The 14,505-nt window shown below is 60.6% G+C and carries 17 protein-coding genes and 1 other RNA gene; 6 read left to right on the forward strand and 12 right to left on the reverse strand.

Translation table 11 applies throughout. The features are described 5' to 3' along the window. Window positions 1-115 precede the first annotated feature (115 nt). The 9 genes from gcvH to ACA058_RS29695 form a co-directional block, all read right to left on the reverse strand. Entirely contained in the window at window positions 116-499 is a 384-nt protein-coding gene (gene gcvH, locus ACA058_RS29655; RefSeq protein WP_497637075.1) for a glycine cleavage system protein GcvH, read from the reverse strand. 50 nt (window positions 500-549) lie between these two features. Next, the gene (gcvT, locus tag ACA058_RS29660; RefSeq protein ID WP_497637076.1) at window positions 550-1,632 is read right to left on the reverse strand and encodes a glycine cleavage system aminomethyltransferase GcvT; all 1,083 of its coding nucleotides are present in this window, start codon (window positions 1,630-1,632) and stop codon (window positions 550-552) included. Between the two features lie 155 nt (window positions 1,633-1,787). Next, complete coding sequence (locus ACA058_RS29665) at window positions 1,788-3,404, reverse strand: ABC transporter permease (protein WP_497637077.1); 1,617 nt, start codon at window positions 3,402-3,404, stop codon at window positions 1,788-1,790. Between the two features lie 205 nt (window positions 3,405-3,609). Further along, window positions 3,610-4,614 carry an extracellular solute-binding protein gene (locus tag ACA058_RS29670; protein ID WP_497637078.1) on the reverse strand — a complete coding sequence of 335 codons (1,005 nt, stop codon included), beginning with the start codon at window positions 4,612-4,614 and terminating at the stop codon, window positions 3,610-3,612. 221 nt (window positions 4,615-4,835) lie between these two features. Further along, window positions 4,836-6,053: a 2-octaprenyl-3-methyl-6-methoxy-1,4-benzoquinol hydroxylase gene (locus tag ACA058_RS29675; RefSeq protein ID WP_497640025.1), complete on the reverse strand. Its 1,218-nt coding sequence runs from the start codon at window positions 6,051-6,053 to the stop codon at window positions 4,836-4,838. Between the two features lie 9 nt (window positions 6,054-6,062). Further along, window positions 6,063-6,305 (reverse strand): hypothetical protein, encoded by a 243-nt coding sequence (locus ACA058_RS29680; RefSeq protein WP_497637079.1) that lies wholly within the window; start codon window positions 6,303-6,305, stop codon window positions 6,063-6,065. Next, window positions 6,298-7,485 (reverse strand): 2-octaprenyl-6-methoxyphenyl hydroxylase, encoded by a 1,188-nt coding sequence (ubiH, locus tag ACA058_RS29685; RefSeq protein WP_497637080.1) that lies wholly within the window; start codon window positions 7,483-7,485, stop codon window positions 6,298-6,300. The genes ACA058_RS29680 and ubiH overlap by 8 nt, the downstream gene beginning before the upstream one ends. Further along, entirely contained in the window at window positions 7,482-8,816 is a 1,335-nt protein-coding gene (gene pepP, locus ACA058_RS29690) for a Xaa-Pro aminopeptidase (RefSeq protein ID WP_497637081.1), read from the reverse strand. The genes ubiH and pepP overlap by 4 nt, the downstream gene beginning before the upstream one ends. 26 nt (window positions 8,817-8,842) lie before the next feature. Beyond that, window positions 8,843-9,400, reverse strand: a complete 558-nt coding sequence (locus ACA058_RS29695) for a YecA/YgfB family protein (protein WP_497637082.1) — start codon at window positions 9,398-9,400, stop codon at window positions 8,843-8,845. Window positions 9,401-9,610: 210 nt separating this feature from the next. Here ACA058_RS29695 and ACA058_RS29700 point away from each other — a divergent pair, with 210 nt between their 5' ends. The 4 genes from ACA058_RS29700 (at window position 9,611) to ACA058_RS29715 (ending at window position 11,067) form a co-directional block, all read left to right on the forward strand. After that, complete coding sequence (locus ACA058_RS29700) at window positions 9,611-9,820, forward strand: TIGR02449 family protein (protein ID WP_497637083.1); 210 nt, start codon at window positions 9,611-9,613, stop codon at window positions 9,818-9,820. Then, window positions 9,817-10,134 (forward strand): cell division protein ZapA, encoded by a 318-nt coding sequence (locus ACA058_RS29705; protein WP_008055229.1) that lies wholly within the window; start codon window positions 9,817-9,819, stop codon window positions 10,132-10,134. The genes ACA058_RS29700 and ACA058_RS29705 overlap by 4 nt, the downstream gene beginning before the upstream one ends. Window positions 10,135-10,164: 30 nt before the next feature. After that, window positions 10,165-10,343, forward strand: a non-coding RNA gene (gene ssrS / locus ACA058_RS29710) — 6S RNA. 118 nt (window positions 10,344-10,461) lie between these two features. Next, the gene (locus ACA058_RS29715; RefSeq protein ID WP_497637084.1) at window positions 10,462-11,067 is read left to right on the forward strand and encodes a 5-formyltetrahydrofolate cyclo-ligase; all 606 of its coding nucleotides are present in this window, start codon (window positions 10,462-10,464) and stop codon (window positions 11,065-11,067) included. Between the two features lie 35 nt (window positions 11,068-11,102). Here ACA058_RS29715 and ACA058_RS29720 read toward each other — a convergent pair whose 3' ends face one another. Further along, window positions 11,103-11,258: a hypothetical protein gene (locus ACA058_RS29720; RefSeq protein WP_008055235.1), complete on the reverse strand. Its 156-nt coding sequence runs from the start codon at window positions 11,256-11,258 to the stop codon at window positions 11,103-11,105. Between the two features lie 196 nt (window positions 11,259-11,454). Between ACA058_RS29720 and ACA058_RS29725 the strand changes: the two genes are divergently transcribed. Beyond that, the gene (locus ACA058_RS29725) at window positions 11,455-11,904 is read left to right on the forward strand and encodes an EVE domain-containing protein (RefSeq protein WP_497637085.1); all 450 of its coding nucleotides are present in this window, start codon (window positions 11,455-11,457) and stop codon (window positions 11,902-11,904) included. Between the two features lie 118 nt (window positions 11,905-12,022). On the opposite strand, the gene ACA058_RS29730 is transcribed toward ACA058_RS29725, so the two are convergent. Further along, complete coding sequence (locus ACA058_RS29730; RefSeq protein WP_497637086.1) at window positions 12,023-12,430, reverse strand: flagellar basal body-associated protein FliL; 408 nt, start codon at window positions 12,428-12,430, stop codon at window positions 12,023-12,025. A 150-nt stretch (window positions 12,431-12,580) separates the two neighbouring features. Here ACA058_RS29730 and ACA058_RS29735 point away from each other — a divergent pair, with 150 nt between their 5' ends. Then, complete coding sequence (locus ACA058_RS29735; RefSeq protein WP_497637087.1) at window positions 12,581-13,558, forward strand: NADPH:quinone oxidoreductase family protein; 978 nt, start codon at window positions 12,581-12,583, stop codon at window positions 13,556-13,558. Window positions 13,559-13,610: 52 nt separating this feature from the next. Here the strand turns inward: ACA058_RS29735 and ACA058_RS29740 are convergent, their stop codons facing one another. Next, window positions 13,611-14,228, reverse strand: a complete 618-nt coding sequence (locus ACA058_RS29740; RefSeq protein WP_497637088.1) for an energy transducer TonB — start codon at window positions 14,226-14,228, stop codon at window positions 13,611-13,613. Between the last annotated feature and the right edge of the window lie 277 nt (window positions 14,229-14,505).

Below are 14,505 nucleotides of genomic sequence, written 5' to 3' on the forward strand. Positions count from 1 at the left end.
CAGGCTTCCAGCGTTATCGTTGACGACCATCGCGAGCGTGCTCGCTCCTACAGGGGAAATTCGCCAGGTATAAAAAAGCCCCGACAGGTCGGGGCTTTGGGGTAACGCTGAAGGCTTATTCGCCGATGGCGGCCTTGTAAGCCGCTGCATCGAGCAGCTTGTCCAGGTCAGCCGTGTTACTTGGCTTGATTTTGAAGATCCACGCGCCGTACGGGTCGGAGTTGAGCATCTCTGGAGAAGCACTCAGGTCTTCGTTGATCGCAATCACTTCACCGCCAATCGGGGCGTAGATGTCGGAAGCGGCCTTGACCGATTCCACCACCCCGGATTGATCACCGGCAGCAAAGGTTTTTCCGACTTCGGTCAGCTCAACGAACACCACATCACCCAGCGCTTCCTGCGCGTGATCGCTGATGCCCACGGTGACGGTGCCATCGGCTTCCAGGCGAGCCCATTCGTGACTTTCGGCAAAACGCAGGTCGGCAGGGATATCGCTCATGTTCTGTGTCCTCAGGAAAATTATCGGCGGTCAACGCCCGCCGGAAAAGGTTAGATCAAGGTTTTGCCATGGCGTACGAAGGTCGGCTTGACCACTCGTACCGGGTACCATTTGCCACGGATTTCCACTTCTGCGCGGTCGGCAGTGGCCATTGGCACGCGCGCCAGTGCAATCGACTTGCTTAGCGTAGGAGAGAAACTACCACTGGTGATCTCCCCTTCGCCAACATTGGCGATGCGGACCACTTGATGAGCGCGCAAAACCCCGCGTTCCTCAAGGACCAGACCGACCAGTTTGTGTTGTACGCCGCCGCTGCGCTCGGCTTCCAGCGCCTTGCGGCCGATGAACTCGCGAGTGGCCGGCTCCCAGGCGATGCTCCAGGCCATATTGGAGACCAGCGGGGAAACGTCCTGGTGAATGTCCTGACCGTACAGGTTCATGCCCGCCTCGACCCGCAGGGTGTCACGCGCGCCCAGGCCAATGGGAGAAATGCCCGCCCCCACCAGATCGTTGAAGAACCCCGGAGCCTGGTCGGCCGGCAGAATGATTTCCAGACCGTCTTCGCCGGTGTAACCGGTGCGTGCGATGAACCAGTCACCGTCGGGCCGGCCTTCGAAAGGCTTGAGCTTCTGGATCAATGTGCCGCGCGCCTGACTCACCAGTTCGGCAATCTTGTGCCGGGCATGGGGGCCCTGAATTGCCAGCATTGCCAGATCGGAACGCTCGTTGAGCTGCACGTCGAAACCGTCGAGATGCGCCTGCATCCACGCCAGGTCCTGATCGCGGGTAGAGGCGTTGACCACCAGGCGGTAAGCGCTTTCGAGGCGATAGACGATCATGTCGTCGACGATACCGCCGCGCTCATTGAGCATGGTGCTGTACAACGCGGTACCGGGTTTGTGCAGGCGTTCGACGTCGTTGGCCAGCAAATGCTGGAGCCATGCCTTGGCCTGGGGGCCGTCGACATCGATCACGGTCATGTGGGATACATCAAAAACACCGCAATCGCGGCGCACCTGATGGTGCTCCTCGACCTGGGATCCATAATGCAGAGGCATATCCCAACCGCCAAAATCGACCATCTTCGCGCCGAGGGCGAGATGAAGGTCATACAGAGGCGTACGCTGTCCCATGGGTTTCTCCTTCCGGGCGTGGCGAAGGTGCGGGCCAGTGATACGTTGTGCGGGAACCTTGAAATAAAAGGCTTCCAGCCGTTTTCACTACCTTGTCTGTCAGACGGACCGCACCGAATGCCGCGCATTGTAGCCGCAAGGTGTAGGACTGGCACCTAGCTGTTTCGATGCGCCGAACGTCGTATCAATCCGATGACCGGTAGCAGCCCGACCAAAACCAGGGTCAAGGCTGGCAGCGATGCCCTCGCCCACTCGCCTTCACTGGTCATTTCGAAGATCCGCACCGCCAGTGTGTCCCAGCCAAACGGGCGCATCAGAAGGGTCGCAGGCATTTCCTTGAGCACATCGACGAACACCAGCAACGCCGCGCTCAACGAACCGGGGAGCAGTAATGGCAGATACACTTTGAAAAACAGTCGCGGCCCACTGACGCCCAGGCTACGTGCCGCTTCAGGCAAAGATGGCCGTATTCGCGCCAGACTGCTTTCCAGCGGACCGTAAGCCACGGCGATGAAACGCACCAGATAGGCCAGCAGCAACGCCAACAGGCTACCCAGCAACAACGGCTTGCCAGCCCCACCGAGCCAGCCGGAGAGCGGGATCACCAGCACGCGATCCAGGTAACTGAACGCCAGCATGATCGACACCGCCAACACCGAACCGGGCAAGGCGTAGCCAAGATTGGCCAGGCTGACCCCGGCGCGGATCCCCTGGGTCGGCGCCAGCCGCCGGGCAAACGCCAATACCAGGGCGACACTGACGGTGATCAACGCCGCCATCGTCCCCAGGTACAACGTGTGGATGATCAGGCCGGTGTAACGCTCATCCAGATCCAGCCGCCCGCGCTGCCAGAACCACACCACCAGCTGCAGCATTGGAATGACAAAGGCGCAGGCGAACACCAGAGCGCACCACCCCGTCGCCAACAGCGCCTTGAGGCCGCGCAGGTGATACAACGCCTTGACCCGTGGCCGTTCATTGCTCGCCCGGTTGGCGCCGCGAGCACGGCGCTCGCCATACAGTACGAGCATCACCACCAGCAGCAACAGGCTGGCCAGTTGCGCGGCGGTGGAGAGGCTGAAAAACCCGTACCAGGTCTTGTAGATGGCGGTGGTGAAGGTGTCGAAGTTGAACACCGACACGGCGCCAAAATCCGCCAGGGTTTCCATCAGCGCCAAGGCTACGCCAGCACCGATGGCAGGGCGCGCCATGGGCATTGCCACGCGCCAGAACGCCTGCAATGGGGATTGACCGAGCACCCGCGCCGCTTCCATCAGGCCCTTGCCCTGAGCCAGGAACGCGGTGCGGGCCAGCAGATAAACGTAAGGATAGAAGACCAGCACCAGTACCAGGATCACCCCGCCCGTTGAGCGCACGCGCGGCAAACGCAGGCCGCTGCCGAACCATTCCCGCAGCAGGGTCTGCACGGGACCGGCAAAATCCAGCAGCCCGACGAAGACGAACGCCAGCACATAGGCCGGAATCGCAAAGGGCAGCATCAGTGCCCAGTCCAGCCAACGCCGACCGGGGAATTCGCAGAGGCTGGTGAGCCAGGCCAGGCTCACCCCCAGGACCGTCACGCCAACTCCGACACCGAGCAGCAGGGTCAGGGTGTTGCCCAGCAGGCGCGGCATCTGCGTGTCCCAGAGGTGGGACCAGATCTGCTGGTCGATGGCTTGCCAGGACAGCAGCAGGACGCTGAGGGGTAGCAGGACCAGCGCAGCGATGGCGAAGACCAGGGGATACCAGCGGCGTTGGGCGGGGTGGGCCAAAGTAAAGCTCTCAAGCAGATGAGGAGATAACAGAAACCCTTGTAGGAGCGAGCCTGCTCGCGAAAAACGTCAACGATAACGCGGGGTGCCTGACGGTCAGCGGTGTCGTGACGTTCATCGCGAGCAGGCTCGCTCCTACAGGGTCAGAGGTGCCTGCGCAAAAACAAAACGCCCCGCACAGGCGGGGCGCAGTATATCGGGCGACTCAGTTCCAGCCAGCTCGATCCATCATACGAATCGCTTCGGCCTGGCGCTTGCCGGCGACTTCCACCGGCAAAGTGTCGGCAATGAACTTGCCCCATGCGGCGACTTCGGCCGATGGCTGCACGGTCGGGTTGGCCGGGAATTCCTGGTTCACGTCGGCGAAGATCTTCTGCGCCTCAGGCGTGGTCATCCACTCCACCAGGGCCTTGGCTGCTTCCGGGTGCGGCGCGTGCTTGACCAGGCCGATGCCCGACAGGTTGACGTGCACGCCGCGATCAGCCTGATTCGGCCAGAACAGTTTCACCGGCAGATCCGGCTTCTGCTTGTGCAGGCGGCCGTAGTAGTAGGTGTTGACGATGCCGACGTCGCACTGGCCCGCATTGATGGCCTCGAGCACCGCCACGTCGTCGGAGAACACGTCAGTGGACAGGTTGTTGACCCAGCCCTTGAGGATCTTCTCGGTTTTCTCGGCGCCGTGCACTTCGATCATGGTGGCGGTCAGGGACTGGTTGTAGACTTTCTTCGCCGTGCGCAGGCACAGGCGACCTTCCCAATTCTTGTCGGCCAGCGCTTCGTAGGTGGTCAGTTCGCCCGGTTTAACCCGGTCGGTGGAATAGGCGATGGTCCGCGCTCGCAAGCTCAGGCCGGTCCAGGCATGGGAGGCCGCACGGTATTGCAGTGGAATGTTGGCATCGATGGTTTTCGAGGTGAAGGGCTGGAGGAGGCCCATCTGCTCGGCTTGCCAGAGGTTCCCGGCATCGACGGTCAGCAGCAGGTCGGCGGGAGTGTTCTCGCCCTCGGCCTTGATCCGCTGCATCAGCGGCGCTTCCTTGTCGGTGATGAACTTCACCTTGACGCCGGTTTTCGCGGTGTAGGCATCGAACACTGGCTTGATCAGTTCATCGATGCGCGAGGAGTAGACCACCACCTCGTCATCGGCCTGGGCGGCGGTGCTGCCGAGCAGAGTCAGGGCCAGTGCAGTCAGTAGACGCTTCGGTGCCAACATGGGAGCGGTCTCTCGATTGAAAAAATGAAGCCAAATGATAAGGACTCACATTTGCCTTCTCAATCGAACAGTTCTTGGAGGAGTTACCAGATGTTGCACAGGCGGGAATTGATAGTGAATGTGCCGACGCCTTCGCGAGCAGGCTCGCTCCCACAGTTGTAATGCATTCCATTGTGGGAGCGAGCCTGCTCGCGAAGAGGCCATCAGCCGCAGCGAAAATGTCAGGCCTTGGCCAGCGCCGGCAAATCCCCGATCAACCCCAGCGCCTCACGCACAAACAGCGCCTTAGCCTCGGGCATCCGGTCGACCATGTTCAACCCGGCATTACGCAACCAGCGCACCGGCAATGGGTCCGCCTGGAACAGCCGTTCAAACCCTTCCATCGCCGCCATCAGCGCCAGGTTATGCGGCATGCGCCGACGTTCATAACGACTCAGCACCTTCACATCCGCCAGGCGCTCGCCACGGGTCGCCGCTTGCAATAGTACTTCGGCCAACACCGCAGCATCGAGGAAACCGAGATTCACGCCCTGCCCGGCCAACGGGTGGATGGTGTGCGCTGCGTCGCCGATCAATGCCAGGCCCTCGGCCACGTAACGCTTGGCATGGCGCTGACGCAGCGGCACGCGCAGACGCGGGTCCGCACTGAGCACCGTGCCAAGTCGACCTTCGAAGGCCCGCTCCAGCGCCCGACAGAAACCCTCGTCATCCAGTGTCATCAAGTGCTCGGCTTCGCTCGGAGTGGTCGACCAGACGATCGAACACCAATCCTGCTGACCGTCGCGCTCCAGCGGCAAGAACGCCAGCGGGCCATTGTCGGTGAACCGCTGCCAGGCGGTCGCTTGATGAGGTTTGGAGCTGCGCACACTGGTGACGATGGCGTGGTGCATATAATCCCACTCCCGCGTGGCGACACCGGTCAGGCGCCGCACTGCCGAGTTGGCGCCATCCGCCGCGATCACCAGCGGTGCGCGCAGGGTGCGGCCATCGGCGAGGGTCAGCAGCCAGTCGTCACCGGAGCGGCGCATCTGTTCCAGCCGTGCGTTGGCCAGCATTCCCAGATCGCAGTCGTGCAAGCGGTCGAGCAAGGCGTCCTGAACCACGCGATTTTCAACGATGTGGCCCAGCACATCGGCGTGCACGGTGGTCGCCGAGAAGTGGATTTGCCCGGTGCCGCTGCCGTCCCAGACGTGCATGTCGCTGTAGGGACTGCTGCGCCGGTTGGCAATACCGTCCCACACGCCCAGCCGTTCAAGAATTCGCTGGCTAGCGGTGGACAAGGCACTCACCCGCGGCTCGAACGGCGCCTGCGCGTCAAACGGTTTGACGCTCATTGGGCTGCCGTCCAGCAACAGGACTTCCAGCCCGCTGCCCTGCAACGCCAGCGCCAGGGCGCTGCCGACCATTCCGGCCCCGACAATCAGCAGATCTGCGCGCATTTCCATGCTTTAAGCCTGTCTCGCTTGCGGCTTGAGCCGCACGTAAAGGGTTTTTCCGGCACGCGCCACCAGGTTGCCGGCGCCGTCATGAATATCGACCTGCAATTGCGAGCCCATGGACACCTGGACGTCACGAAAGTCATCGCTGATGTGCCGCACCCGAACCCCGGCGCCAAGGTACGGCGGATAGAAGTTCATGAACCGGCACATCAATTGGGCCTTGCCAAACCTGCGTGTCAGCCACTTAAACATCAGGACGGGTACCCAGGCCCATGGCTTGCCGGGCGAACCAGCGTTTAGCCGGCGGCAGCAGGTCAAGACCGAGCAGGCCCAGATTGCGCCCCAATGACACCAGGGGCTGAGTACTGCCGAACAGGCGCGTGACCTGGTCGGAGAAGCCCACGGTGAGTTTCTGGTCCAGTCGCTGGTGCTCGCGGTAATCCTGCAAGGTGCCGAAGTGCCCCGGCAGGTGTTCGCTGGCGAGCAGCGCATCGGCCAGCGCCTGGGCATCGCGCAGGGACAGGTTGAACCCCTGGCCGGCAATCGGGTGCAGGCTGTGGGCAGCATTGCCGAGAACCACAAGGTGCGAGCGCACCTGCTCTTCGGCCTCCACCAACGCCAGCGGGTACAAGTGCCGCACACCGACTTGCTTCAACGTGCCGAGGCGATAACCGAACACCCCCTGCAGCTCGCTCAGGAAACTGCGCTCATCAAGGGCGGCCAGTCGTTGCGCATCCATGCCCAGACGTGTCCAGACCAGCGCACAACGGTTGTCCGGCAACGGCAGGAACGCCATCGGGCCGTCGTCGGTGAAGCGTTCGAAAGCCATGCCGTCATGGGCTTCGCTCGGCGTGATGTTGGCGATCAGCGCGCTCTGGTTGTACGGGCGCTTTTTGATGCCGATGCCCAGTTGCTCGCGCAGGCCGGAACGCCCGCCGTCAGCGAGCACCGCCAGATCGCAATCGAGCGTAATTTCGTCATTCAGGGTCAGGCGGTAGCCGTCGGTGAGCGGCTCCATGCGCGTGACTTCCGCCGGGCAACGCCAGTTGATCACGTCCTTGTCCAGACCTTGCCACAGGCAATGGCCGAGCCAGGCGTTTTCCACCACATAACCCAGCGCCGGAACGCCCTCTTCCATCGCCGACAGTCGCGCCGTGGAAAAACGCCCACGGTCAGAGACGTGAATCTGCTTGATCGGCTCAGCGCGGCGGGAAATTTCCTGCCAGACGCCCAAGCGCTGATAAATCTGCCGCGCACCGAAGGACAACGCCGTGGAACGCGCGTCATAACTGGGTTGCCAGGTGTCACCGGGGGCAAAGGGTTCGATCAGTACGATCTTCCAGCCACGGGCACGGGCACCGGCCTGCAAGGCCAACGCCAGACTGGCGCCGACCAGGCCGCCACCGATAATCGCCAGATTGACTCGACTCATGCCGCTTGTGTCCGTGCTTGCGCCATCAGGGCCTCGATCTCGGCGACGGTTTTCGGTACGCCTTTAGTCAGGATTTCACAACCGTTTTTAGTGACCACGACGTCGTCCTCGATGCGCACGCCAATGCCGCGCCATTTCTTCGCCACGCTCTGGTTGTCCGGAGCAATGTAGATCCCTGGCTCCACGGTCAGCGCCATGCCCACCTCCAGCACGCGCCATTCGCCGCCGACCTTGTACTCGCCGACGTCATGCACATCCAGGCCCAGCCAATGGCCGGCGCGGTGCATGTAAAACGCCTTGTAGGCTTCGCTGGCGATCAGTTCGTCGACGTCGCCCTGCAATAGCCCAAGCTCGACCAAGCCGGTGGTAATCACCCGAACCGTAGCCTCGTGGGCCTGATTCCAATGTTTGTTCGGGGCAATCTCGGCAAACGCGGCTTCCTGGGCAGCCAGCACCAATTCGTAAATTGCCTTCTGTTCTGCAGAGAATTTGCCGTTGACCGGCCAGGTGCGAGTGATGTCGCTGGCATAGCAGTCGATTTCGCAACCGGCGTCGATCAGCACCAGGTCGCCGTCCTTGAGTAGCGCGTCATTCTGCTGGTAGTGCAGGATGCAGCTGTTGCGCCCCGCAGCGACGATCGAGCCGTAGGCCGGCATCTTCGCCCCGCCCTTGCGAAATTCGTAATCGAGCTCGGCTTCCAGGCTGAACTCATGCAACCCGACACGGCTGGCCTGCATCGCGCGCACGTGCGCCTGGGCGGAAATCCGTGCGGCTTCGCGCATCACCTTCACTTCTGCCGCCGATTTATACAGGCGCATGTCGTGAAGCAGATGATCCAGGGCAACGTATTCGTTCGGCGGCTGGGCCCCAAGGTTGGCCTTGGAGCGAATCACGTTGATCCAGTCCATCAGGTGCCGGTCGAATTCCGGGTTGCTGCCCATGGCCGAGTAGACGCGGTCACGGCCTTCTATAAGGCCGGGCAGGATGTCGTCGATATCGGTGATCGGGAAGGCGTCGTCGGCACCGAAGTCGCGAATCGCGCCCTCTTGCCCGGCGCGCAGGCCGTCCCACAACTCGCGCTCGGCGTTGCGTTCACGGCAGAACAGGATGTATTCACCATGCAGGCGCCCCGGTATCAGGACCAACACGGCCTGAGGCTCGGGAAAACCGCTGAGGTACTGGAAGTCGCTGTCCTGACGGTAGACGTGCTCGACATCGCGGTTGCGGATGGCCACCGCGGCGGCGGGCAGAATGGCGATGCTGTTGGGTTCCATCTGCGCCATCAGGGCCTTGCGGCGACGGCTGTATTCCGATTTCGGGATATGAATCATGGGCAGATGGCGTTCCCTGGCATTGATCAGTGCAGCGACGGTTTGGCGGCAGGCGCCACGTCTTTCTTGGTTTCGGAGAACAGCAGCAACGGCGCGATGCGTACGTACTCCATGACTTCCATATAGTCGCTTTCGCCGTCGTCGGACTCTTCCAGAGCGTCTTGCACCTGGGAAATGGCCGCCAGATCCTGCAACACTTCGGTGGCCTCGGCGCTCAGCATGCTACTGTCGCGGCAGTTCAAGCCGAAACCACTGAGGAAACCCTGGCACCACTGGCCCAGCGCCGCGGCACGATCGGCAAGTGGGGCATCGTCGGTTGGCAGCAACAGAACGACGGTTACGTCGTCGCCGGTGAGCTCGCCCTTGACCATCTCTTGCAGGCCGATCAAGGCAGCGCGTACGTTGTCCTTCGGCTCGCTTTCGAGCAGTTCGGCGGCGTCGATCAGCCAGCCCTCGACATCAAAGCCGGCGCCGGCGCAGCTGCGGCCGAGCAGCAGGCCGTGCAGTTCGGCAGGCGAGACGTTATGACCGCTGGAGGTCAGCAGGGTGGCGAAGCCTTGGTACGGGGAATTCTGAATGGTCATGGGCAGCTAGGCGCCAGACGGCGCTATGTCTAGAATGAAGGCCTTGTATCCTACATCGACTACCCCTGTAGGAGCGAGCTTGCTCGCGATGGTCGTCAACGATAACGTTGGGTTTCTGACGCCCCGCGGCGTTCTCTGGTACATCGCGAGCAGGCTCGCTCCTACAGTGGTCCGCCCGCTAGCATCCATCAGACATTTTCAGTGGACACAATGGAAGACACCGACCTGCAAGAGCTGATGGCCAGACTCGAACTGCTGATTACCCGAGTCGAGCAACTTAAGAGCCAAAACGGACTCTTACTGGCTCAGGAAAAGACCTGGCGCGAGGAACGCGCGCACCTCATTGAAAAAAATGAAATCGCCCGGCGTAAGGTCGAATCGATGATTTCGCGTCTCAAGGCCCTGGAGCAAGACTCATGAGTTCAAGCAATAGCGTCACCGTGCAGATCCTCGACAAAGAATATTCGATCATCTGCCCCCAGGAAGAGCGCAGCAACCTGGTGAGCGCCGCTCGCTACCTGGACGGCAAGATGCGCGAAATTCGCAGCAGCGGAAAAGTCATCGGCGCCGATCGCATCGCCGTGATGGCCGCGCTGAACATCACGCACGACCTGCTGCACAAGGAAGAGCGACCGGACATCCAGGCCAGCGGTTCGACCCGCGAACAAGTGCGCGACCTGCTCGATCGTGTCGATCTGGTGCTCGCCACTGATCCGGATGTCACCAAAGGCTGAATCGCGTCACCGCTTGCGGTATACTCTCATCACTCCCTGGGGTGCTTGCCAGTTGGCGATGTCCCTGAGCCGATTTGCTATACCCTGGAGGTCGCACGTTGGGCTGGTGTGCATGTCCGCTAGACGGAAAGCCTTAAAGCCTACTGCGTCTTCCACCTTGAACTTTCGGGTTCAAGGGCTAAGTCGACAGCGGTACATCCGGGGAGCCTGATTCCAGTCCGATGCCGGTTTTAATACCGGCATCGGCTTTTTTACAGATCTGCTTTTTTACAGCTCTGCTTTTTTACAAAGGCGCTTTACGTAACCGTATTGCCGAAGCCAAAATCCATGACCGAACCTGCGCTGCTCCCTCGACCGCAACTTCGACGCATGCTGCGCAAGGCCCGCCGCGCACTGACACCCAGTCAGCAGCGCCAGGCGGCTCGCGGGCTGTACAAGCAATTGGCCCAGCAACCGCTGTTCCGCCGCGCAAAACACATCTCTCTTTATCTGCCTACCGACGGTGAAATCGATCCGCGCCTGTTGCTGCGTGCGGCTCAACGTCGGGGCAAGGCCACCTATCTACCGGTGCTCAGTGCCTGGCCGCGAACCAAAATGGTGTTCCAGCGGATTCGCCCCGGCGAAAAGCTCAAGCTCAATCGCTTCCGTATTCTCGAACCCAGGCACAATCTCGCCCGACAACGCAAAGTCTGGGCGCTGGATCTGGTGCTGCTGCCATTGGTGGGGTTTGACGATGTCGGCGGACGCCTGGGCATGGGCGGCGGCTTCTATGATCGAAGCCTGGCCTACCTGGCGCGTCGCAATGGCTGGCGCAAGCCGACGTTGCTGGGGCTGGCCCATGAATGTCAGAAGGTCGAGCGACTGGCTCAGGCGAGCTGGGATGTGCCGTTGCAAGGAACGGTGACGGACAAGGCCTGGTATTACTCGGGCTAGACGCCACCGGGATCAGCGGCGTCGAAAAGGCCGGATCAGCGCTTGAAGGCTGTCGATTGTTGCTGCAATGGCGAGATTTCGACCGGTGCATCGGTCTTGTTGACCCACAGGCTTTGGGCATAGCCAGTGGTCACGACGCCGAGGCCGAACAAAATAACCAAAATCCATAGTAAATCCGGTTTGCGTTTCATCGATTGCCCCCCAAAGGCATATCAACACGATGACAGCAGCGGTTTCCTTTTGTAGGCCGTGCAGCAGCGTCAAGCTTGAAAGGCCGGCATTTTGCGACAACGTGAACCGGCACGCAAATGCTGGCGTCAACCGACTGTCGGTTTGTCATAAAATTGCCCGACAACCTCTCCACCCACTTCGCAAGGAGCCAAAACCATGGCCTATTGGCTGATGAAATCCGAGCCCGACGAACTCTCGATCAAAGGCCTGGAGCAGCTTGGCAAAGCGCGCTGGGACGGGGTTCGCAACTATCAGGCGCGTAATTTTTTGCGCGCCATGGCGGTGGGGGACGAGTTCTTTTTCTATCATTCGAGCTGCCCGGAACCGGGGATTGCCGGGATAGGCAAGATTGTCGAAGCGGCATACCCGGACCCGACGGCGCTTGAGCCGGAAAGCCATTACTACGATCCGAAAGCCACTCCCGAGAAGAACGCTTGGAGCGCTATCGATGTTGCGCACGTCGAGACATTTGCCAGAGTGTTGAAGCTGGATTATCTGAAGCAGCAGACGGCGCTGGCGGAGATGCCGCTGGTGCAAAAGGGTTCGAGACTGTCGGTGATGCCGGTTACGGCAGAGCAATGGGCGGCGGTGCGGGCGCTCTTGTAGGAGCACGGCTTGCCGGCGATGGTGATCTTGAAGAGGTTCTTGTAGGAGCAAAGCTTGCTCGCGATGGCGATCTTGAGGACGCTATCGCGAGCAAGCTTTGCTCCTACAGGATCCAGCATTACTGGATGATGAGGTTATTGAACAACAGATCCTCAACCACCGGCTTGCCGGTTTCATCATTCATGATCTGCCGGGTTTGCTTAAGGGCTTCCTGACGCAACTTTTCCTTGGCCTCGACATTGTTCATCGTCTCGGTGGACTGCTGGGCAAACAACGCCACCAGTTGATTGCGAATCAACGGCTCGTTGGCCTTCACCGCTTTAGTGGCCTCGTCACCGGATACCCGCAATGCCACATCGGCCTTGTAGACCCTGAGCTTCGGCGTGCCATCCAGCCCGTAGTTACCCACGAACGGCGGGCTCAAAGTGACGTAATTGACCTTCGGTGCCACCTCTTCCTTGGCTTCTTCGGCCACCGCTGCCACAGGCAGAGACAGGGCCAGCAACAACATGATCCACGCTTTCACAATTCGCTCCTTATCCGGTTTGCGGCCTAGCATAACCACCCGCCACGCCAGTACAAGCTTATGGCTGACTATCAGGGCCGGGCATGCTCGTTGACCCGTCGACTCACACACCTACACTTATCGGCCATCACTCCCAAAGGAATAGCCCTGATGAAAGCCGTGCTGTGCAAAGCCTTCGGCCCTGCCGAATCGCTGGTGCTGGAAGACGTCGCCAGTCCTGTCGCGAAGAAGAATGAAATCCTGTTGGAGGTACACGCCGCCGGGGTGAATTTCCCCGACACGCTGATCATCGAGGGCAAGTACCAGTTCAAACCGCCCTTCCCTTTTTCCCCGGGCGGTGAAGCCGCCGGCGTAGTCAGCGCAGTGGGCGAAAAGGTCGGCCACCTGAAAGTCGGCGACCGGGTGATGGCCCTGACCGGTTGGGGCAGTTTTGCCGAACAGGTCGCGGTGCCGGGTTACAACGTGTTGCCGATCCCGCCCTCCATGGACTTCAACACCGCCGCCGCCTTCAGCATGACCTATGGCACCTCGATGCACGCCCTCAAGCAGCGCGGCAACCTGCAACCCGGCGAAACCCTGCTGGTACTGGGCGCCTCCGGCGGTGTCGGCCTGGCGGCAGTGGAAATCGGCAAGGCCATGGGCGCCCGGGTGATCGCCGCGGCCAGCAGCGCGGAAAAACTCGCCGTGGCCAAGGCTGCGGGCGCCGATGAACTGATCAACTACAGCGAAACCAGCCTCAAGGACGAAATCAAACGCCTGACCGATGGCCAGGGCGCCGACGTGATCTACGACCCGGTGGGTGGCGACCTGTTCGACCAGGCCATCCGCGCCATCGCCTGGAACGGCCGCCTGCTGGTGGTCGGCTTTGCCAGCGGACGCATCCCCGAACTGCCGGTCAACCTTGCACTGCTCAAGGGCGCGGCAGTGCTCGGCGTGTTCTGGGGCTCGTTTGCCCAGCGTCAGCCGCAGGACAACGCTGCAAACTTCCAGCAGTTGTTTGGCTGGTTTGCCGAAGGCAAGTTGAAGCCGCTGGTGTCGCAGGTTTACCCGTTGAGCAATGCTGCGCAGGCCATCAACGATCTTGGCCAGCGCAAGGCGGTCGGGAAGGTGGTGATGCAGGTTCGCTGAGCTGAAAAAGCGGTCTGAACGCGGTTCAGATCGCTCTTTTTCTGGCCGAAAACTAAAGTAACTTGCGAATTTCCACGGGTAGCAAACTCGTGTATTTGCGGGCAGGGCTGGTACGGCACTCCCTGACAATAATAGGCACGCGCTTATTCATGTTGGCGATCCACGCAAGACGTTTTTCGTTCGGCAACTGAGTGATGTGGAACACGTTCGAAAGATAAGCCCTGGTATAACCAAACACTGCTGAATCAACCCAAGCAGGCTCCGGCACATCCACCAGAGCCTCATTGAGGTCACGACACCTCAACGTTTTTAGCCACTGGTTGGTGTGGATTGGCGAATCCAGATCTAACCGGAATGTCATTGGCGCAACCACTTCCCGTTCGGTGAATGTATCGCTATCCACTGCCCACGGTTTGAATCGCCATTGTTCGACTGCAACCCTGCTTGCTTCGGCCAGATCAGGATGGTCGCTTTGCAAAATGCTCACCTTGCCGACCGAACCATCGGCATAGGCCGTGAAACGAACCCGGACATCACCGGTTATCCCGGCCCGTAGCAGTGCCGACGGATAAATCGGCTTGGGGTTGTGCTCCGGTATCAGAAACACGTCACCCGCTCTGCTTTGAACAGACAACACCAACAGCAGCACCACACCCATAACCCAGCGCATAACACCTCCCCTTCGCCCCCTGCATTGCCAGACCTGGCAGCTAGACAAAGGGTAAAGATCGAAGGCTTTGCGCTGAAGGTCATGACTTCCGGTAAAAGCGCAGGACCTTTCCCAAAGACCTGCCCTACTCCTACAGATCAGGCGCATAAAAGAGGCGAGCGGTAACGCTTCCTACAGCGCCCTTCATTTATGTGTAGGCGACATGTTCATAAAGGAACGCTCGAATTCCAACATTTCCGCTGTTTAGCCGATGAGATCCGATGCTATTTTCGGTAAC

This window comes from Pseudomonas sp. LBUM1649, from assembly GCF_059716155.1.